19 protein-coding genes are annotated in these 20,540 nt (G+C 67.7%); 7 read left to right on the top strand and 12 right to left on the bottom strand.

Going from position 1 to position 20,540, the window contains the following annotated elements:
- Positions 1-30: 30 nt before the first annotated feature.
- From pstA to J2848_RS09445, 4 genes are all read right to left on the bottom strand, one after another.
- Positions 31-1,344 (bottom strand): phosphate ABC transporter permease PstA, encoded by a 1,314-nt coding sequence (gene pstA, locus J2848_RS09430; RefSeq protein WP_149229277.1) that lies wholly within the window; start codon positions 1,342-1,344, stop codon positions 31-33.
- A complete protein-coding gene (gene pstC / locus J2848_RS09435) occupies positions 1,337-2,719 on the bottom strand; it encodes a phosphate ABC transporter permease subunit PstC (RefSeq protein WP_149229276.1) in 1,383 nt (460 codons plus the stop codon). Before pstC ends, pstA begins: the two co-directional genes overlap by 8 nt.
- 26 nt (positions 2,720-2,745) lie before the next feature.
- Positions 2,746-3,789, bottom strand: a complete 1,044-nt coding sequence (locus J2848_RS09440; protein WP_149229275.1) for a PstS family phosphate ABC transporter substrate-binding protein — start codon at positions 3,787-3,789, stop codon at positions 2,746-2,748.
- A gap of 120 nt (positions 3,790-3,909) precedes the next feature.
- Complete coding sequence (locus J2848_RS09445; protein ID WP_149229274.1) at positions 3,910-5,541, bottom strand: ATP-binding protein; 1,632 nt, start codon at positions 5,539-5,541, stop codon at positions 3,910-3,912.
- Positions 5,542-5,703: 162 nt separating this feature from the next.
- Between J2848_RS09445 and J2848_RS09450 the strand changes: the two genes are divergently transcribed.
- Together J2848_RS09450 and J2848_RS09455 are read left to right on the top strand one after the other, a co-directional pair.
- Positions 5,704-6,309 (top strand): helix-turn-helix domain-containing protein, encoded by a 606-nt coding sequence (locus J2848_RS09450; RefSeq protein WP_149229273.1) that lies wholly within the window; start codon positions 5,704-5,706, stop codon positions 6,307-6,309.
- An 11-nt stretch (positions 6,310-6,320) separates the two neighbouring features.
- The gene (locus J2848_RS09455) at positions 6,321-6,890 is read left to right on the top strand and encodes a GNAT family N-acetyltransferase (RefSeq protein ID WP_149229272.1); all 570 of its coding nucleotides are present in this window, start codon (positions 6,321-6,323) and stop codon (positions 6,888-6,890) included.
- Between the two features lie 209 nt (positions 6,891-7,099).
- Here J2848_RS09455 and J2848_RS09460 read toward each other — a convergent pair whose 3' ends face one another.
- Positions 7,100-9,364: an NADP-dependent malic enzyme gene (locus tag J2848_RS09460; protein WP_149229271.1), complete on the bottom strand. Its 2,265-nt coding sequence runs from the start codon at positions 9,362-9,364 to the stop codon at positions 7,100-7,102.
- Between the two features lie 305 nt (positions 9,365-9,669).
- Between J2848_RS09460 and J2848_RS09465 the strand changes: the two genes are divergently transcribed.
- The 5 genes from J2848_RS09465 to J2848_RS09485 are packed head-to-tail and all read left to right on the top strand — an operon-like array spanning position 9,670 to position 14,039.
- Positions 9,670-10,971, top strand: coding sequence for an MFS transporter (locus tag J2848_RS09465; RefSeq protein ID WP_211103042.1), 1,302 nt, complete (start codon positions 9,670-9,672; stop codon positions 10,969-10,971).
- Between the two features lie 39 nt (positions 10,972-11,010).
- Entirely contained in the window at positions 11,011-11,730 is a 720-nt protein-coding gene (gene rph, locus J2848_RS09470) for a ribonuclease PH (protein ID WP_149230395.1), read from the top strand.
- Between the two features lie 24 nt (positions 11,731-11,754).
- Positions 11,755-12,354, top strand: a complete 600-nt coding sequence (gene rdgB, locus J2848_RS09475; protein ID WP_149229269.1) for an RdgB/HAM1 family non-canonical purine NTP pyrophosphatase — start codon at positions 11,755-11,757, stop codon at positions 12,352-12,354.
- The gene (hemW, locus tag J2848_RS09480) at positions 12,342-13,511 is read left to right on the top strand and encodes a radical SAM family heme chaperone HemW (RefSeq protein ID WP_149229268.1); all 1,170 of its coding nucleotides are present in this window, start codon (positions 12,342-12,344) and stop codon (positions 13,509-13,511) included. Before rdgB ends, hemW begins: the two co-directional genes overlap by 13 nt.
- A gap of 33 nt (positions 13,512-13,544) precedes the next feature.
- A complete protein-coding gene (locus J2848_RS09485) occupies positions 13,545-14,039 on the top strand; it encodes a dihydrofolate reductase (RefSeq protein ID WP_149229267.1) in 495 nt (164 codons plus the stop codon).
- 24 nt (positions 14,040-14,063) lie between these two features.
- Here the strand turns inward: J2848_RS09485 and J2848_RS09490 are convergent, their stop codons facing one another.
- From J2848_RS09490 to J2848_RS09520, 7 genes are all read right to left on the bottom strand, one after another.
- Positions 14,064-14,975, bottom strand: a complete 912-nt coding sequence (locus J2848_RS09490) for a ParB/RepB/Spo0J family partition protein (RefSeq protein WP_149229266.1) — start codon at positions 14,973-14,975, stop codon at positions 14,064-14,066.
- The gene (locus tag J2848_RS09495) at positions 14,972-15,769 is read right to left on the bottom strand and encodes a ParA family protein (RefSeq protein WP_063635622.1); all 798 of its coding nucleotides are present in this window, start codon (positions 15,767-15,769) and stop codon (positions 14,972-14,974) included. The genes J2848_RS09490 and J2848_RS09495 overlap by 4 nt, the downstream gene beginning before the upstream one ends.
- A gap of 62 nt (positions 15,770-15,831) precedes the next feature.
- Positions 15,832-16,446, bottom strand: a complete 615-nt coding sequence (rsmG, locus tag J2848_RS09500; RefSeq protein ID WP_149229265.1) for a 16S rRNA (guanine(527)-N(7))-methyltransferase RsmG — start codon at positions 16,444-16,446, stop codon at positions 15,832-15,834.
- A complete protein-coding gene (gene mnmG / locus J2848_RS09505; protein WP_170306925.1) occupies positions 16,443-18,323 on the bottom strand; it encodes a tRNA uridine-5-carboxymethylaminomethyl(34) synthesis enzyme MnmG in 1,881 nt (626 codons plus the stop codon). The genes rsmG and mnmG overlap by 4 nt, the downstream gene beginning before the upstream one ends.
- A gap of 135 nt (positions 18,324-18,458) precedes the next feature.
- Positions 18,459-19,787: a tRNA uridine-5-carboxymethylaminomethyl(34) synthesis GTPase MnmE gene (gene mnmE, locus J2848_RS09510; protein ID WP_149229263.1), complete on the bottom strand. Its 1,329-nt coding sequence runs from the start codon at positions 19,785-19,787 to the stop codon at positions 18,459-18,461.
- A gap of 10 nt (positions 19,788-19,797) precedes the next feature.
- Positions 19,798-20,157 carry a (2Fe-2S) ferredoxin domain-containing protein gene (locus J2848_RS09515; RefSeq protein ID WP_149229262.1) on the bottom strand — a complete coding sequence of 120 codons (360 nt, stop codon included), beginning with the start codon at positions 20,155-20,157 and terminating at the stop codon, positions 19,798-19,800.
- The gene (locus J2848_RS09520; RefSeq protein WP_014249167.1) at positions 20,154-20,405 is read right to left on the bottom strand and encodes a DUF6489 family protein; all 252 of its coding nucleotides are present in this window, start codon (positions 20,403-20,405) and stop codon (positions 20,154-20,156) included. The genes J2848_RS09515 and J2848_RS09520 overlap by 4 nt, the downstream gene beginning before the upstream one ends.
- Between the last annotated feature and the right edge of the window lie 135 nt (positions 20,406-20,540).

A 20,540-nucleotide genomic window follows, 5' to 3' on the forward strand; every position in this document is an offset into this window, starting at 1 on the left:
TGAATGCCGCTTGTAATGCTCATGGGGCGCTCACCACCGTCTCTCGAAAATCTTGCGCAGGATCACGGCCACCCCGTTCAGCAGGATCAGGACGCCGAGCAGGATCAGGATCGCCGCGGAGGTGCGTTCGGTGAAGGCACGCTCCGGGCTGTCGGCCCACATGTAGATCTGCACCGGAAGCACAGTGGCGCTGTCGGTCAGCCCGTGCGGGATGTCGACGATGAAGGCGACCATGCCGATCATCAGCAGCGGCGCCGTCTCGCCCAGCGCACGGGCCATGCCGATGATGGTGCCGGTCAGGATGCCGGGCATCGCCAGCGGCAGCACATGGTGCAGCACTGTCTGCAAGGGCGAGGCGCCGATGCCCAGCGCCGCCTCGCGGATCGACGGCGGCACCGCCTTCAGCGCGACGCGGGACGCAATGATGATGACCGGCAGCGTCATCAGCGCCATCACCAGCCCGCCGACCAGCGGGGCGGAGCGCGGCATGCCGAAGAAGCCGAGGAACACGGCCAGACCCAGCAGGCCGAAGATGATCGACGGCACCGCGGCGAGGTTGTTGATGTTCACCTCGATCAGGTCGGTCCAGCGGTTTCTGGCTGCGAACTCCTCCAGATAGACCGCGGCGGCAATGCCGGTCGGCACCGACAGCGCCATGGTCACCAGCAGCGTCAGCAGCGAGCCGGCGATGGCGCCGCCGATGCCGGCCTGTTCCGGCTCGCGGCTGTCGCCGGCGGTGAACAGGGTGGTGTTGAAGCCCTGCGCCAGCGCGCCGGAGGCCAGAAGCGCATCGGCGGCGGCAATCTTGGCGTCGCCGAGCCCGCGCTCGCTCTCCGGCAGGTCGCGGCGGTAGGCGCCCTTCACCAGCTGGTCGATCTGGTCGTCGGCGCGGACCCAGATCGTCTGCGTCGTCCCGGCCAGCGCCGGGTTCTTCGCCACCATCGCCTCCAGCTCGTAGGGCGCGCCCGAAGACAGCAGGTCGTTCAGCACGCGTTTGCCGGCACGGTCGGTCACCTGCGGGAACTGGGCGTAGAGAGCCCGGCGCAGCAAGGCGGTGTAGTTGCGGTCGGCGACCTCCGCCGGGTCCAGCGTCACCTCCAGCCGGATGCGCGCCTCCAGGAAGGCACTGGCGCCCTTGGCGACGATCGAGCCCAGCAGCAGCACCAGGATCAGCGCCGCCAGCGCCACCGCCGCCGCTCCGGCCAGCCGGAAGCGGCGCTCCGCGGCATGGCGGGCGCGCAGGCGCCGGGCGAAGGCCTCGCTGCGCAGGCGCGACTTCGGCGCGGTGGAAGGGGCAGGGGAGGGCGTCACGGCCGCCGCGTCCTGCTCGACGAGGTCAGTCATATTTTTCCCGATAGGTCCGGACCACCCGCAGGGCGACCATGTTGAGGCAGAGCGTGACGAGGAACAGCACGAGGCCAAGGCCGAAGGCCGACAGCGTCTTCGGGCTGTCGAACTCCTGGTCGCCGACCAGCAGCGTGGCGATCTGGGTGGTGACGGTGGTCACCGCCTGCAACGGGTTGGCGGTCAGGTTGGCGGTCAGGCCGGATGCCATGGTGACGATCATCGTCTCGCCGATGGCGCGGCTGACCGCCAGCATCACCGCGGCGACGATGCCCGGCAGCGCCGCCGGCAGCACCACCTGCCTGATGGTTTCCGACTTGGTCGCGCCCAGCCCATAGGACCCGTCGCGCAAGCTCTGCGGCACCGCGTTGATGACGTCGTCCGACAGCGAGCTGACGAAGGGGATGATCATAACCCCCATGACGATGCCGGCGGCCAGCGCCGATTCCGAACTGACGTCCAGCCCCAGCGCCTCGCCGACCGAGCGCACGAAGGGCGCCATGGTCAAGGCGGCGAAGAAGCCGTAGACCACCGTCGGGATGCCGGCCAGAATCTCCAGTGCCGGCTTCAGCCAGGTGCGCACGCCGCGCCCGGCATACTCGGACATGTAGATCGCCGCCATCAGCCCGACCGGCACCGCCACTGCCATGGCGATGACGGTGATCAGCAGCGTGCCCGCGAACAGCGGGATCGCGCCGAAGGAGCCGCTGGATCCGACCTGATCCGCCCGCATCGCCATCTGCGGGCTCCAATGGGTGCCGAACAGGAAGTCGAGCGGCGAGACGACGGTGAAGAAGCGCAGCGCTTCGAACAGCAGTGACAGGACGATGCCGACCGTGGTCAGGATGGCGACCAGCGAGCAGAGAACCAGCACCACCCGCACCACCCGCTCCACCACCGGGCGGGCCCGCAGGTCCGGGCCGATGCGGTGGCGGCCCCAGGCCAGCCCGGCGACGGCGAGGCTGGCGCCGACGGCCAGCAGGCTCCAGTCGGCGAGATCGCGGAAGGCGGCGTAGCGGCGGGCCGCCTCGGCCACCAGCGGATCGGGCTCGCGCCCGGTGGAGATATCGCGGGCGAGGTTGAGGATGTCGGCCTTCAGCAGCGCGACCGACTGGCCGTCGCCGGTGGTCAGCCGCTCCGGCAAGGCGGACAGCACCAGCTGCATCGCCAGCCAGCCTTCCGACGCCGTCCAGGCGAGGAACAGCAGCAGCGCCGGCAACCCGGCCCACAGCGCCACATAGACGCCGTGGTAGGAGGGGACCGAATGCAGCTCCGCCACCCGCCCGCCGACCGACGCCGCCGCGCGCGACCGGCCGATCAGGAAGCCGATCACGGTGAGCAAGGTCAGGATCAGGGCGAGGAGGGTCAGCTGCATGCGGGCGGCTCGGACGGAGGAAAAGGTCAGAACTGGAGCGGGGTCAGGTTCACCGCCAGGATGCGGGCGGCTTCGCGCAACGCCTTCGGCTCCGGGATCAGGCCCTTGTCGACCAGATAGCCGTCGTCGCCCATCGCGCGCTCCGAGGTGTATTCGCCGATGAACTCGCGGATGCCCGGGATGACGCCGGCATGGGCGTTCTTGACATAGATGTAGAGCGGGCGCGCCAGCTCGTACTTGCCGGCGGCGACGGTCTCCGCCGTCAGTTCCACCCCGTCCATCTTCGCCGACTGCAAGCTGTCGCGGTTCTGGTCGAGATAGCTGTAGCCGAAGACGCCGAAGGCGTTGGGATTGGCGGTCAGTTTCTGGACGATCAGGTTGTCGTTCTCGCCGGCCTCGACATAGGCGCCATCCTCGCGGATCGTCATGCAGGTGCGCTCGCGCGCCTTCTCGTTGGGAACCGCCTTGGCGACCTCGGCCAGCTTCCTGCAGCCTTCCAGCATCGCCAGCTCGTTGAAGGTATCGCGCGTACCGGAGGTGGGCGGCGGACCCAGCACCTCGATCGCCGTCCTGGGCAGCGACGGGTCGATGTCGGACCACAGCTTGTAAGGATTGGCGACCAGCACACCGTTCACCGGCACCTCCTTCGCCAGCGCCTTCCACAGGAGGACGGTGGACAACGACACCGGAGCCGCCTTCCTCGACGAGGCGAGGGCGATGCCGTCGTAGCCGATCTTCAGCTCTGTCATCGTGGTGACGCCGTTGGCGGCGCACTGGTCGACTTCCGACTTCTTGATCCGGCGCGACGCGTTGGCGATATCGGGATGCGCCGGACCGACACCGGCGCAGAACAGCTTCAGTCCGCCGCCGGTGCCGGTCGATTCGACGACCGGGGTCTTGAACTTGCCGGTCTTGCCGAAGGCCTCCGCCACCGCGGTGGTGAAGGGAAAGACGGTGGAGGAGCCGACCGCCCGGATCTGATCCCGCGACTGCGCGAAGGCGGGTGCGGCGACAAGGCTGAGGGCCATGCCCAAGGCGCTCGCGGCGACGACAGGCGTCCTGGTGGTCACGGGTGCCCCTCCTCGATCAAACGGAGACTGGTCCATCGGAATGGCGCGGACCATAGACCCGGAGGGCGACCAATTGATTACATTTTTATGACGCTTTCATGACAGCGTCACAGAAAGCCTTCACCCCTCTCGCACACTGCCAAATCCCCTCTCCCCCCCGGGGAGAGGGTTAGGGTGAGGGGAATGCGCGGCGGGAGCTTTGGGGACGATACGCAGCATCTCCCCCTCACCCCGGCCCTCTCCCCGGGGGGGAGAGGGAGCCTCGGCCGGCAGATAAACCGTAAAGGCACTGCCCACCCCGACCTCGCTTTCGATGGTTAGGCGACCGCGGTGGCGGTTCAGGATGTGCTTGACGATGGCCAGCCCCAGCCCGGTACCACCCATGGCGCGGGAACGGGCGGCGTCGACACGGTAGAAGCGCTCGGTCAGGCGGGGCAGGTGGGTGCGGGCGATGCCGTCGCCGCGGTCGCGCACCGAAACCGACACCATGGCGGTACCGCCACGCCCGACGCGCTTGTCCTTGCCCATGCCGCCGGGCGCCGGCAAACCGGTGAAGCCCACCGCCGCACCATCGGCCAGCGCCACAGTGACGGTCACATCCGTGTCTTCGCGCGTGTATTTGATCGCGTTGCTGACGAGATTCTGGAAGACCTGGGTCAGTTGGTCCTCGTCGCCGACAACGGGCGGCAACTCCTCCGGCGCCTCCAGGCGCAGGCGGATGCGGCGCTCCGCCGCCTTCAGCTGAAGCGCGGCGATGACGTTCTCCAACTCCTCCACCACATCGACCCGGCCGCTGGGCGGCATATGTTCGTCCAGCTCGATGCGGGACAGCGACAGCAGGTCGTTGACCAGACGGGTCATGCGGCTGGCCTGATCATGCATGATCGCCAGGAAACGGTCCTGCGCCTCCGGATCGTCACGGGCGGGGCCGCGCAGCGTCTCGATGAAGCCCAGCAGCGAGGACAGCGGCGTGCGCAATTCATGGCTGGCGTTGGCGATGAAGTCGGCACGCATCTGTTCCGATCGCCGGGCAGCGGTGACGTCGTGCAGGGTCAGGATCGCCATGCGGGCGACGGTGGGCGGGCGCAGCGCCGGCTCGTCCTCGATCTCGCCGTCCAGCAGGGACGGATCGGGTTCCGGCACCAGCCGCTGGAAGGGCTTCACCTGCGCCTCGAAGCTGCGCTCCACCGGGACCGGCAGCGTGAACTCGATGATGCGCGACGCGCCGCCACGCAGCACCGAATCCACCGCCTCCAGCACCGCCGGCGTGCGCAGGGACGAAGCGAGGTCGCGGTCGACGATCTTGTCGCCGAACAGCTCCCGCGCGGTCTGGTTGGCGCGCACCACCTGCCGGTCGGCATCCATCAGCAGCAGCGGGGCGGGCAGGGCGTCGATCACCGCCTCGTCGGCGTCCAGCTGCATCCGCACGCTTTCGGCCCGGCGCAGGCCGACCCGATGCAACCGTCCGATGGTGGCGGCCAGCGCCTTCAGCGCGGGCGGCGTCCCGGCCGGGGCAAGCGGCTCGTCGCTTTCGGCCAGCCGGCCGGCATAGTCGGTCATCGCATCGGCAGCGCCACGGTAGGTCCGCAGAACCTGAACGGCGCCAGCCAACGCCGCGATGCCTGCCACCAGCGCCAGCCCGCCATGCAATGCTCCGTCATGGACCGCCCAGACGAGCACACCGGCGAGGGGCACAAGCATCAGCAGGATGGCGGTCAGAAGCGGGGTGGGCGGCGACGCCTTCGGGCGCATGGGGGTGGCACCGGACTTGGGGATGAGAATGGGATGGGAAGCGACAGCTTCAGCCCTTCTACACCATCGCCGCGAGCCCTGCGCGGCGGTCATAAAAGATTCATGGCCAAGACTGTGCGGTTGGACGTTGACTCCAATATCCTGGAACACCATTCTAACTTCATGGAAAATACTGGAAATGACATCGACAGCCGGCTTGCCACCCGGTTGCGTGCCTTGCGGGCGGACCGCGGCCTGACACTGGACGGCCTGGCCGAGCGGTCGGGCGTCAGCCGCTCGATGATCTCGCTGGTGGAGCGGGGGGAAAGCAGCCCGACCGCCTCCGTGCTTGACCGGCTGGCCGCCGGCCTGGGCGTGACGCTGGCCGCCTTGTTCGCGGAGGCGGAGCGGGAAGACGCCAGTCCGGTCGCCCGCCGCGCCGAGCAGATCGCCTGGACCGACCCCGCCACCGGCTATCGCCGCCGCAACCTGTCGCCGCCGGGCTTTCCGTCGCCGATCGAACTGGTGGAGGTGGAGCTGCCGCCGGGCGCCCGCGTCTCCTACGACAGCGGCAACCGCGCGGCCATGGTGGACCAGCAGGTCTATCTGCTTGACGGCACCATCGAACTGACGCTGGGGGAGGTGACGCACCGCCTGTCCGCCGGCGACTGCCTCGCCATGCGGCTCGACCGGCCGACCGGCTTCCATAACCCGACCGATCGGACCGCCCGCTACATCGTGGCGCTGATCACCGACGGTCGCCCAGCCTTAAACACCGTTAAACGCTGATGGAGCATGCCATGGACAGTGCCTGCCTCGACTCCCGCCGGCAGACTGGAGAGCGCGAAGCCGGCGAAGTGACGATCCGCCTGCTGACGGGGGCACAAGCCCAGGCTGCCATGCCGGGGCTGACCGACGTGCTGCTGGATTGCGTGGAAGGCGGTGCGTCGGTCAGCTTCATGGCGCCGCTCGATCGCGCTACCGCCGAAGGCTTCTGGCGGGACGTGGTGGCCGGGGTGGAGCGGGGCGAACGCCTGCTGCTGGTGGCGGAGGATGGAGAGGGTGTGCTGGGCACCGTCCAAATGGTGGTCGCTCAGCCGCCGAACCAGCCGCACCGCGCCGATTTGTCCAAGATGCTGGTCCACCGCCGCGCCCGCCGCCGTGGCGTCGGCGCCGCCCTGATGCGGGCGGCCGAGGAGGCCGCCCGCGCCGCCGGCAAGACCCTGCTGGTGCTGGACACCGCCTCGCCCGATGCCGAACGGCTTTATGAACGCGCCGGCTGGGTGAAGGTCGGCATCATCCCGAACTACGCCCTGTGGCCGCAGGGCGGGCTGTGCGACACGACGTATTTCTACAAGGCGCTGGGGTGAGGGCAGTCTTAAACGCCCTCTCCCGTCCCGGGAGAGGGAGGGGACCCATGCGCAGCATGGGGAGATGAGGGGTGACCCAAGAAGCCCGAACCGCATGGCTTCATGCCTAGCCCCTCACCCTTCCCACCGCTCCACGCCGGGCCCTTTCCCTCTCCCGGGGCGGGAGAGGGAAGTCTCCTCCGCAGCGACGGAAGAGGGAGCCTCTCACCTCACCACGGCAGCGAATCATGTGCCGCCAGGGCGGCGGCGGTGACGATGTCGTTGACCGAGGCGCCCATGGTGACGATCTGCGCCGGCTTGTCCAAGCCGATCAGCAGCGGGCCGATCATCTGGCCGCCGGCCATCTTGTTCAGCAGCTTGGCCGAGATGTTGGCCGAGTGCAGGCCGGGCATGATCAGCACGTTCGCCGGACCGGACAGGCGGCAGAACGGGTAGACCCGCTTCATCAGCTGGTAATCCAGCGCCACGTCGGCCGACATCTCGCCGTCATACTCGAAATCGACCCGGCGGCTGTCGAGGATCGACAGGGCTTCCCGCAGCGGATCGGTGTTCGGATGCGGCGTCTGGCCGAAGTTGGAGAAGGACAGCATCGCGATCCGCGGCTCGTGCCCCATCTGCCGCGCCTTGGCCGCGGCCCCCACCGCGATGTCGGCCAGCGTCTTGCCATCGGGACGGACATGGACGGTGGTATCGGCAATGAAGACGGTGCGGTTCCGGGTGATCGAGAGATGCAGGCCGAACACCGGCTCGCTCGCCTTCGGGTCGATGACGCGGCGGATTTCCTCATACGCGACGCCGAAGCTGCGGGTCAGGCCGGTCACCATGGCATGGGCGTCGCCCTGCGCCACCATGCAGGCGGCAAACACGTTGCGGTCTTGGTTGACCATCCGCTGGCAGTCGCGCAGCAGGGCGCCCTTGCGCTGCAAACGACGGTACAGGTGATCGGCGTAGCGGCGGTTGGCATCCGACAGGCGGGCGTTGTGGATCTCGAACTGGACATGGCCCTGGCCCATCGCCGCCAGCTGCTCCTTGATGACCTCCTCGCGGCCGATCAGCACCGGCGTGCCATAGCCGTGGGCGCGGAAGGCCATCGCGGCACGGATCGTCCGCTCCTCCTCACCCTCGGCGAAGACGACGCGGCGTGGGTTGGTCCGCACCTTCTCCAGGATCAGTTCCAGGCTGTCGGCGGTCGGGTCCAGACGGGTGCGCAGGCTGTGCTTGTAGCTGGTCAGGTCGAGGATCGGCTTGCGCGCCACCCCGCTTTCCATCGCGGCCTGGGCAACGGCGGCCGGGACGGTGACGATCAGGCGCGGGTCGAAGGGCACGGGGATGATGTAGTCCGGGCCATAGCGCAGCCGGCGCCCGGAATAGGCGGCGTCGACCTCGTCCGGCACATCCTCGCGCGCCAGTGCGGCCAGCGCCTTGGCGGCGGCGATCTTCATCGCTTCGTTGATGGTGGTGGCACGGACATCCAGCGCGCCGCGGAACAGATAGGGGAAGCCCAGGACGTTGTTGACCTGGTTCGGGTAGTCCGACCGGCCGGTCGCTACGATGGCATCGGCACGCACCGCCTTGACCTCTTCCGGGGTGATCTCCGGATCGGGGTTGGCCAGCGCGAAGATGATCGGCTTGGCCGCCATCGACTTCACCATCTCCGGCGTCATCGCCCCCTTGGCCGACAGGCCGACGAACACGTCGGACCCCGCCACCGCCTCTTCCAGGGTGCGCTTGTCGGTGTCGACGGCGAAGGACGACTTCCACTGGTTCATGCCATTGGTGCGGCCGCGGTAGACCACGCCCTTGGTGTCGCACAGGATGATGTTTTCACGTGAAACACCCATCGTGCAGAACAGCTCGGCGCAGGCGATGCCCGCGGCACCGGCGCCGTTCACCACCATCTTCACGTCCTCGATCTTGCGGCCGGTGATGTCGCAGGCGTTGATCAGGCCGGCGGCGGCAATGATCGCGGTACCGTGCTGGTCGTCATGGAAGACCGGAATGTCCAGCAGCTCGCGCAGCCGCTCCTCGATGATGAAGCAGTCGGGCGCCTTGATGTCTTCCAGGTTGATGCCGCCGAAGCTGGGGCCGAGGAAGCGCACGCAGTTGACGAACTCGTCGACGTCGCGGGTGTCGACCTCCAGGTCGATGCCGTCGACGTCGGCGAAGCGCTTGAACAGCACTGCCTTGCCTTCCATCACCGGCTTGCCGGCGAGCGCACCGAGGTCGCCCAGGCCCAGCACCGCCGTGCCGTTGGAAATAATGGCGACGACATTGCCCTTGGCCGTGTATTCATAGGCGAGTGACGGATCCTCGGCGATGCGCAGGCAGGGCGCGGCGACGCCGGGCGAATAGGCCAGCGCCAGATCGCGCTGGGTGGTCAGCGGCTTGGTCGGGGTGATTTCCAGCTTGCCGGGCCGGCCACTGGAATGCAGCAGCAGGGCCTCTTCATCGGTGACGCGCTTGGTGTCGGACATGGATGTCGTGTTCCTCAACGGAGTGCATAGCCCGCCGGTCTTCGTTGGTGCCTTTTGTGCAGTGCGCTGCCGACGGTAGGGCCGCGATGGTATACGCCGCACGCGCAACTCGCCAAGCCTCCATCAGCCGGTTTTTGTACGAATCATGCATTTTCCTGATGGATAACGACACATCCGGTTGGAAGCGCGTCCTATCTGATCCGCTTGCCATGCATGACCGTGGCGGTTGGGAAGGGTGGGGGCGACTGTTACCATGCGCCATAATCCCGCAATTCCCGCTTTCCGCCTCCGCCGGAGCCTCCATCTTGTCCCAGGCCACACACTCTGCGGCCCCGACTGCGCTGACGCCGGGCGAACGCCGCATCACGCTGGTCATCGCGGCGGTGCAGTTCGTCAACATCCTCGACTTCATGATGGTGATGCCGCTCGGCCCCGACTTCGCCCGGGCGCTGGGCATCCCGGCGGCGCACATCGGCTATATCGGCGGCAGCTACACCGCCGCCGCTGCGGTGGCCGGGCTGATCGGCTCGATGCTGCTCGACCGGTTCGACCGCCGCCGGGCGCTCGCCGTCGCCATGGCCGGGCTGATCGTCTCCACCGCCTTGGGCGGGCTGGCCTGGGACTTCCACTCCCTGCTGGCGGCACGCGTGCTGGCCGGGCTGTTCGGCGGTCCGGCGGTCGCCGTCGCCATCGCCACGCTGACCGATCAGGTGGCGCCGCAGAGGCGCGGGCAGGCGATGGGGGCCGTCATGTCGGCCTTCTCGCTGTCGGCCATCGCCGGGGTGCCGGTAGGGCTCGAACTGGCGCTCTATGGCGGCTGGCGGCTGCCCTTCTTTGCCGTGGCCTTCGCCGGGCTGGTCGTCGCCATCGCCGCCATTGCCATCCTGCCGCCGCAGCGCGGCCATCTGGCTGCCGGATCCGGGACAGGGATGAAGACGGGTGCCTGGGTGCGGATGACCGCGCTGCTATCGCGCCGCAAGGTCTGGCTGGCCTACGCCACCGTTGGGCTGGTGCAGGTCCAGCAATTCATGATCGTCCCCAACATCGCCGCCTATGTGCAGGGCAACCTGGGCTTCCCACGTGACCATCTGAGCCTGGTCTACATGACGGGCGGGACGCTGAGTTTCTTCGCCGCGCGTTGGGCCGGACGGCTGGTCGACCGCCATGGCTCCAGCGCCGTCACCTTCGCCGCAACGGTGGGGTTGAGCATCGTGATCTTCGCCGCCTTCATCGGCTACCGGCCCTGGATGCCGGTGCTGGGGCTGTTCCCCTTCTTCATGATGTTCGTCGGCATCCGCATGGTCGCCAACGGGGCTGCCTTCTCCCGCGTACCCGATCCGCAGGAGCGCGCCGGCTTCATGGCGCTGGTGTCGGCGGTGCAGCATCTCAGCTCCGCCTTCGGCGCCTTCCTGTCGGCGGAAATTCTGACCAACGCGCCCGACGGCCGGCTGGAGCATGCACCAACCATGGCGGTCGTCTCCATCACCGTCGGGCTTGCCGTGCCGCTGCTGACCCTGTGGCTGGAGCGGGCGACGCGCACACCAGCCCCCATGGCTGCGCCTACCGTCGCGGACGCCGTACTGGACGGGGGCGGGCGGAGCCGTTAGCTTGCCGCCGACCTGCAAACGATCTTCGGAATGATGCCCATGCGCCCCTCCGGCCGCGCCTTCGACCAACTGCGCACCGTCTCCCTGGAACCCGGCTTCAGCCGTTATGCCGAGGGATCCTGCATGGTGCGTTTCGGCAACACGCATGTGCTGTGCACCGCCAGCGTCGACGAGACGGTGCCGCGCTTTCTGAAGAACACCGGGCTCGGCTGGGTCACCGCCGAATACGGCATGCTGCCGCGCTCCACCCACAGCCGCAGCGACCGCGAGGCGGCCAAGGGCAAGCAGTCCGGCCGCACCCAGGAAATCCAGCGCCTGATCGGCCGTGCGCTGCGCGCCGTCACCGACCGCTCGGCGATGGGCGAGAAGCAGATCAAGATCGACTGCGACGTCATCCAGGCCGACGGCGGCACCCGCACCGCGGCGATCACCGGCAGCTATGTCGCCCTGCATCTGGCCTTCCAGCATCTGATGCAGATCGGCGCCCTGAAGACCATGCCGCTGACCGATCAGGTCGCCGCCGTCTCCTGCGGCCTCTATCAGGGCAACGCCGTGCTCGACCTCGATTACGACGAGGATTCCAAGGCCCAGGCCGACGCGAACTTCGTCCTGACCGGCAAGGCCGGCATCGTCGAGATCCAGGGCACCGCCGAGGAAACCCCCTTCTCCGAGCCGCAGTTCATGGAGCTGCTGGCGCTCGCCCGCAAGGGCGTCAACGAGCTGGTGACGTTGCAGAAGCAGGTCCTCGGCATCAAGTAAGGCCGTTTCAGCCAGAGGTTCATCATGTCCGCTCCCCGCCGCTTCACCGGCGACACGCTCGTCATCGCCAGCCACAACAAGGGCAAGGTGCGCGAGATCGCCGACCTGCTCGGCCCCTATGTCGCCAATTTCACCTCGGCCGGGGAGCTGGGCCTGCCCGAACCGGAAGAAACCGGCACCAGCTTCATCGCCAACGCCGAGCTGAAAGCGAAAGCGGCGGCGGCAGCCGGCCATGTGGCGCTCGCCGACGACAGCGGGCTGGTGGTGCCGGCGCTGAACGGCGACCCCGGCATCTATTCCGCCCGCTGGGCCGGGCCGGCCAAGGACTTCGCCATGGCGATGCAAAAGGTCGAGGACGGACTGGCGGAGAAGACGGACCGCAGCGCCTATTTCGTCTGCGCCCTGTCGCTCGCCTGGCCGGACGGCCATGTCGAGACGGTGGAAGGGCGCTGCTACGGCACGCTGGTGTGGCCACCACGCGGTCCACACGGCTTCGGCTATGACCCGATGTTCCTGCCGGACGGCCACGGACTGACCTTCGGCGAGATGGATCAGACCAGGAAGCACGAGATGAGCCACCGTGCCGATGCCTTCCGCCAGCTGGTGGAGCGGTGTTTCCGGTGAGTGTTTCCGATCCTGGTTTCGCCATCTACGTCCACTGGCCCTTCTGCAAGTCGAAGTGCCCCTACTGCGATTTCAACAGCCATGTCCGCGAGCGGGTCGACCATGACCGCTGGCGGGCCGGGCTGTTGCGCGAGCTGGACCATTACGCCGACCTCACCGCCGGCCGCACCGTGACCTCCATCTTCTTCGGCGGCGGCACCCCGTCGCTGATGGAGCCTTCCACCGTCGGCGCGATCATCGACCGCGTTGCGCAACGCTGGCCGGTCACCGACCGGCTGGAAGTATCGCTGGAGGCCAACCCGACCTCCGTCGAGGCCGACAAGTTCCGTGCCTTTCGCAGTGCCGGAATCAACCGGGTTTCGCTGGGTATCCAGGCACTGGACGATGCCAGCCTGAAATTCCTAGGCCGCCAGCACAATGCGGCGGAGGCGACCGGCGCCATCGAACTGGCGGCACGGACCTTCGACCGCTTCTCCTTCGACCTGATCTACGCGCGTCCCGGCCAGACGGTAGCGGCTTGGCAGACCGAGCTGGCGCGGGCGCTGGATTACGCGGTCGGCCATCTGTCGGTCTACCAATTGACCATCGAGGAGGGCACGGCCTTCTATCCGCTGCATGCCCGCGGCGATCTGGTTCTGCCCGACGAGGATCTGGCCGGCGATCTCTACGAGGCGACGCAGAGCCAGCTGACAGCGGCAGGGCTGCCGGCCTACGAGATTTCCAACCACGCCCGTCCCGGCGAGGAAAGCCGCCACAATTTGACCTATTGGCGCTATGGCGATTATGTCGGTATCGGCCCCGGTGCCCATGGCCGGCTGACCTTGGATGGCGAGAAATTCGCCACCCGCGCCCATCGCGCCCCGGAAATCTGGCTGGAGCGGGTCGAGCGCGACGGCCATGGCGCAGCCGCTCCCGACCCCATCGACCGGGACGCCCGCGGAACCGAGCTGATGATGATGGGTCTGCGCCTGACCGAAGGGGTACGGCTTGCCCGCCTGATGGAGGAAACCGGTCGGACTCTGGACGATTTCGTCGATCCGGCGGCGCTGTCGCGCCTGATCGACGCTGGTTTCCTCACCCGTGGTGCCGAGCGGCTGGTTGCGACATCGGAGGGACTACAGCGACTGAACGCGGTACTGGGCGCAATTCTGGCGTAAAATCCCATGTTTCCAACGGGGAAAGGGCAGGGGATGCGCATCAGTCTGATCGTCGCCGCTGCAACCAACGACGTGATCGGCCGTGACGGCCGGCTGCCCTGGCACCTTCCTGGCGATCTGCGCCGGTTCCGGGAGCTGACGATGGGCAAGCCGATCCTGATGGGCCGGAAGACCTGGGAGTCCCTGCCGCGCCGCCCGCTGCCGGGCCGCGACAATCTGGTCGTCAGCCGTCAGGGCCTGATCGGCGAGCAGGACGGTGCCCGCTGGTTCAGCGGCCTGGGTGCGGCGGTGTCCTGGGCGCAAGGCTCCGGTGCGGCCGAACTCTGCGTCATCGGCGGTGCCGCCCTGTTCCGCGAGACGCTGCCGATCGCCGACCGCCTGCACCTGACCCGCATCGAAAGCGCGGTGGACGGCGACACGCTGATGCCGCCGCTCGGCACGGAATGGGCCGAGATATGGTCGAGCGCGCCCATGGAAGAGAATGGGCTGATCTATCGCTACATCGACTTCGAAAAAGTGCGGGGATAGGGGGCAAGCGCCCCCTGAAGCCTCTTACTCTTCGCCGCCCAGCCGGTGCAGCACGTCGTCGAGCTGGTCGAGCGTCTGATAGTGGATGGTGATCGTCCCGCGCTGTCCCTGCGGATTGATCGCGACCTTCAGACCGATGCGGGCGGAGATCTCCTCCTCCAGATTGATCAGGTCGACATCCTTCATCACCGGGGCGGCGCCGGATCCGCCGTTCGCCGCCTTGCCCTTCTTCGCCTTGGGCTGGTCCCCGCGCATCAGGTCTTCGGTCTGGCGGACATTCAGGCCGCGGGTGACCACCTCGCGGGCGACTGCCGCCGGATCCGGGGCGGTCAGCAGCGCGCGGGCATGCCCGGCGGTCAATGCACCGTCCTGCACCATCGACTTGACCGGTTCCGGCAGGGCCAGCAGACGCATCATGTTGGCGACATGGCTGCGGCTCTTGCCGACGGCGCGGGCCAGATCCTCCTGGGTGTGTTCGAACTCCTCCATCAGGCGGCGGTAGCCTTCCGCCTCTTCCAGAGGGGTCAGATCCTGGCGCTGGATGTTCTCGATCAGCGCGATTTCCAGCGCCTCGCGGTCGCTGAGATCGCGGATGACGACCGGAACCTCGTGCAGGCCGGCGATCTGCGCCGCACGCCAGCGGCGTTCGCCGGCAATCAGCTCATAGGAGTTCGCGTCCTCGCCGTCGCGTCGGACCAGCAGGGGCTGCAAAATGCCCTTGTCGCGGATGGACTCGACGAGGCCCTGGATCGCCTCCTCGTCGAACTTCCGCCGCGGCTGGTATTTGCCGGGATGGACGAACTCGATCGGCACCTGTTTGGACTGCCGCACCTTGTCGAGCGCCGAATAATCCTCGGTCGCTTCGCCGAACAGGGCGGAAAGGCCGCGGCCCAGGCTGGCGCGGCGGGCGCCACCTTGCTTGGTGTCGTCGATCATGCGGTCAGTCTCTTCTCACGGCGCAGCACCTCGCCCGCCAGATGGATGTAGGCCTGGGATCCGGGGCAGCGCATGTCATAGATCAGCACCGGCTTGCCATGCGACGGCGCTTCGGAGACCTTGACGTTGCGCGGGATCACGGTGTCGTACACCTTCTCCCCGAAGAAGCCGCGGACGTCCGCCGCCACCATGTCCGACAGGTTGTTGCGCTTGTCGAACATCGTCAGCACGACGCCGTGTATGTCCAGGTTCGGGTTGAAGGCGCGCTTCACCCGTTCGATGGTGCGGACCAGATGGCTGAGACCTTCCAGCGCGTAGAACTCGCACTGCAAGGGGACCATCACCGCATGCGAGGCCACCAGTGCGTTCAGCGTCAGCAGCCCCAGCGCCGGCGGGCAGTCGATCAGGACATAGTCATATTCCAGCGCGCTGTTGGCGACCGCCTCGCGCAGGCGGAATTCGCGGCGCTCGGCACCGACCAGCTCGATCTCGGCCCCTGAGAGGTCCACCGACGAGGTGATGATCGACAGGTTCGGCACGGAGGAGGGGGTGGCGGCTTCTTCCAGCGACACGTCGTCGAACAGCACGTCATAGATGCCGACACGGCGGTCGGAGCGCGGGATGCCGAGGCCGGTGGACGCATTGCCCTGCGGGTCGAGGTCGATCACCAGCACCCGCTTGCCGATGACAGCGAGCGCGGTGGCAAGGTTGATCGTCGTCGTGGTCTTGCCCACGCCGCCCTTCTGGTTGGCAATCGCAACCACGCGGGCAAGGGGACGGGTGACGGCAGACATGGCAGCCTCTCGGGAGTCCGGTTGGCGGGAGAAGGGCGGAGGAAGAGTGTCAGGCACGGTTTTCACGCACGCTCAAGGTCACTCACACGCAGGATGGTTCCGCTGGGATCGGTGCGGCTGTCAAATCGCTCAGGTTCCATTGTCCAATATCGCGTGGAGGCGGTCAATTCGTCGTCCAGCGCCGCGCCCTTCAGGAACAGGCACTTGCCACGTGAGCCGATGAAGGGATGGGCCCAGCCGAACAGGTCGGCCAGCGGGGCCAGCGCACGGGCGGTGACGACATCGGCGTCGATGCCGGTGACGGTTTCGATCCGCTTGGTGTGGACGGTGACCGGCGCCTCGCAGACCCGCGCCACTTCGCGCAGGAAAGCGCATTTGCGCACGTCGCTCTCGATCAGATGGACCTGCGGCACGCCGAGGATGGCAAGCACCAGACCGGGAAAGCCGGCACCGCTGCCGAGATCGACCAGCACGCGCGTGTGGTCCGGCAGCAGCGGATAAAGCTGTGCGGAATCGAGGAAGTGGCGCTTCCAGGCATCGGGCAGGGTGGAGGGACCGACCAGATTGATCTTCGGCTGCCACTTGCGCAGCAGACCTTCATAGGCGATCAGGCGGTCGAGCGTTTCACGTGAAACACCCGTGGCTTCCTGAAAGGCAACCGCATCGAACCCGCTCATTCCGCCGCCACCCCGGACGAAGCGACGTCACGGCGCTTCACGTGGCGGAGCAGGGCAACCAGTGCCGCCGGCGTCATTCCGGGGATGCGCGCCGCAGCCCCCAGCGTCGCCGGACGCGACTGGCGCAGCTTCTGCCGGATTTCGGCGGACAGGCTGCCAATGCCGTCGACATCCAGATCGTCGGGCAGGGCGAGGGACTCGTCCTTGCGGAAGGCGCGGATGTCGGCCTCCTGCCGGCCGAGATAGCCGGCATATTTGCCGTCGATCTCCAGCTGCTCGGCAATGTCCTGCGCGATCTCCCCCAGCTCTGGCCACAGGCGGGCAAGGGCCGCGAGGTCGATGTCGGGATAGCGCAGCAGGTCGGCGGCACTGCGGCGCACTCCGTCCTGGTTCACCGCAACCCCCTGGCGCGCCAGTTCAACCGGCGTCGCTTGGAGCGAGGCGACCAGGGCACGACCGGCGGACAGGGCCGCGCTTTTGGCAGCGAAAACATCGCGGCGTTCGGAGCCGACACAGCCAATGACGACACCCTTGTCGGTCAGCCGCTGGTCGGCGTTGTCGGCGCGCAGCAGCAGCCGGTATTCGGCTCGCGAGGTGAACATGCGGTAGGGCTCGTTGGTGCCGCGGCCGATCAGATCGTCGATCAGCACGCCGATATAGGCGTCGGCACGATCGAGCACGAAGCCGTCCCGGTTGCCGCTCGCCGCCAGGGCGGCGTTGATGCCAGCCATCAGGCCCTGGGCCGCCGCCTCTTCATAACCGGTGGTGCCGTTGATCTGGCCGGCCAGGAACAGGCGCGGCGCCCGGCGGGTCTCCAGCGTCGGCTTCAGTTCCCGCGGGTCGACATAATCATATTCGATGGCGTAGCCGGGGCGGATCATCACCACCTTCTCCAAACCCGGCATGCTGGCGAGGATGCCGAGCTGCACGTCGCGGGGCAGGGAGGTGGAGATGCCATTCGGGTAGACGGTGGGATCGTCCAGCCCTTCCGGTTCGAGGAAAATCTGATGCTTCTCCTTCTCGGCGAAGCGGACGACCTTGTCCTCGATCGACGGGCAATAGCGCGGACCGGTGCCGGTGATCTGGCCGGAATACATCGGGGCGCGATGCAGGTTGGCGCGGATCAGCGCATGCGCTTCCGGCGTCGTCCAGGTGATCGCGCAGTCGATCTGCGGCGTATCGATCCGCTCCGTCATATAGGAGAAGGGCGGCGGCGGCAGGTCACCCGGCTGCTTCTCCAGAGCGTCCCAATCGATGGTGCGGCCGTCGAGGCGCGGCGGGGTGCCGGTCTTCAGCCGGCCGAGCGGAAAGCCGAGCCGAGCCAGCGTGTCCGACAGGCCAATGGAAGGCGCCTCGCCGACGCGGCCGGCGGGGGTGCGCTCCTCGCCGATATGGATCAGGCCGCGCAGAAAGGTGCCGGTGGTCAGCACCACGGCACCGGCCTGGATGGTCTCGCCGGCCCCGGTCACGACACCGGTGATGCGCTGCTCGGCATCGACGATCAGGTCTTCGGCACCGCCGGCTTCGATGAACAGGTTCTCCTGCTCTGCCAGCAGAGACTGCATCGCCTGACGATAGAGCTTGCGGTCGGCCTGGGCGCGCGGGCCGCGCACGGCGGGTCCCTTGCTGCGGTTCAGGATGCGGAACTGGATGCCGCCGCGGTCGATGGCCTTCGCCATCACACCGTCCAGCGCATCGATCTCCCGCACCAGATGGCCCTTGGCCAAGCCGCCGATGGCGGGGTTGCAGGACATCTCGCCGATGGTTTCGACCTTGTGGGTCAGCAGGAGCGTGCGCGCACCCATGCGCGCTGCCGCCGCAGCCGCCTCACAGCCGGCGTGACCGCCGCCGACAACGATGACATCATAGCTTCGCATGTGCGGGACCATAGCGGAACCGCGGCGCGGATCCAAGAGGAAGGCAGGGAGGCGGGGCGGGGACGAGTGCCGCAGGTCAGCGCTGTTTCACGTGAAACACGCCCCACTCGCTTGCCGCCCCTCACTTGCCCTCCCTCACTTGCCGATGCAGAAGTCCCGGAAGATCACGTCCAGCAAATCCTCCACATCGACCCGTCCGGTGATGCGCCCCAATGCCCGGCTGGCGAGACGCACATCCTCCGCCGCCAGTTCGGGCAACGGGGCCTCCAGCGCCCGCAGCAGCGACTCCCGGCATTCGGTCAGCGCCGCCCGGTGACGGGCTCGGGTCAGCGACGGCGCGCTGCCGATGGCGAGACGGTCGGCACTGAACTCAGTCAGTTTTTCTTCCAGCAGCTTCAGCCCGTCACCGGTCTGGGCGGAGACCAGGATCGGAGACAGATCCGGGCGCAGGTCGGTGGCTGTCGCGAGGTCGGTCTTGTTGAACACCACCACCGTGTCACGGTCGATCAGGTCCAGCGTCGCCGGGTCGAGATCGGGCAGGGTGGTGGCATCGAACACCGCAACCTTCACATCGGCGCGTGCCGCCCGGTCGCGGGCGCGGCGGATGCCTTCCTCCTCCACCTCGTCGGCGGCGGCCTCGCGCAGACCGGCGGTGTCGGCCAGCACGACCGGGTAGCCGCCAAGGTCGAGATGCACCTCGATGATGTCGCGGGTGGTGCCGGCCCGGGCGGAGACGATGGCGGCGTCGCGCCGGGCGAGCGCATTCAGCAGGCTCGACTTGCCGGCGTTCGGCGCACCGACGATGGCGATGTGCAGGCCTTCACGCAGACGCTCGCCACGGCCACCGTCATCGAGATGGGCGGCAATCTCCGCGGCCAGCCCGCCGATCACCGGACGGACGGCATCGGCGACACCGCCCGGCAGATCGTCCTCGGCGAAGTCGATGTCGGCCTCGATGTGGGCAAGCGCGCGGGTCAGCCGCTCTCGCCAGCCGTCATAGAGCCGGCCGAGCGCTCCCTCCATCTGCCGCAAAGCCTGCCGGCGCTGGGCATTGGTCTCGGCATCGATCAGGTCGGCAACCGCCTCGGCCTCGGTCAGGTCGAGCTTGCCGTTCTCGAAGGCGCGGCGGGTGAACTCGCCGGGTTCGGCCAGCCGCAGGGCGGGCAGGGTGGCAAGCGTCTCGATCACGCCGGTGACGACAGCCCGGCCGCCATGCAGATGCAGCTCCACCACATCCTCGCCGGTGAAGCTGGCGGGGGCGGTGAAGCGCAGGACCAGTGCGTCGTCGAGCGCATCGCCGGTCTTGGGATCGCGCAGCTTGGTCAGCACGGCGCGGCGCGGTTCGGGCAGGGGACGGCCGGTCAACGAGGCGAGGGCGGATCCGGCCTCCGGCCCTGAAATGCGAACCACCGCCACACCGGATCGGCCGGGGGCGGTGGCGAGCGCGTAGATGGTGGTGAACATCAGCGACGGATCAGCCCTGCTGCCCGGGCCGCAGCTCCCGCTGCTCCGTCGTCAGCATCAGGCGTTCGACGCGGCGGCCTTCGACCAGATGGGTCTGCAGGATTTCGTCGACGTCGCCGGTGCTGCGATAGGTGTACCAGACGCCTTCCGGATAGATCACCAGCGTCGGGCCCAATTCGCAGCGGTCGAGACAGCCGGCGGAGTTGATCCGCAACTTGCCGTCGAACCCGAGTTCGCGGGCGCGGGCCTTCATATAGTCGCGCAGCTTCTCCGACCCATGGGCGGCGCAGGAGCCGCGCCTGTGCCCGTCGGGGCGGCGGTTGGTGCAGCAGAAGACATGGGCTTCAAAGTAAGGTTTCGGATCGGTCACTTTCTTCCTTCCTGACCCAGGGCCGACGCCATCTGGGACCAAAACATCTTCTGCATCTGCTCCATGCCCTGGATGCCGGCGGGAAGCCAGGTCTTCAGCATGGTCTCAGGGTCCATCGCCTGGAGGTTCGCACGCATCCGTTCCTGGATCTCGTGCATCATGGCATCCTGCATCGGCTTCACGTCGGGCAGGCCCAGGAAGTGCCGGGCCTCGTCCGGAGTGCAATCGATGTCGACGGTGATTTTCATGGGACCCCCTCCAGAGCCGGATCCGGCGCCCGATGCGGGAGCGGTCCGGGCATTGGCCGTGTTGATTTTGGGGTTGAGCGCCGCAGCGGCTCATGCCCCACTATACAGATAGGATGCACTGGCGCAACGCCACCC

The organism is Azospirillum lipoferum (assembly GCF_024170005.1).
GTDB classification, from domain to species: Bacteria; Pseudomonadota; Alphaproteobacteria; order Azospirillales; family Azospirillaceae; genus Azospirillum; species Azospirillum lipoferum.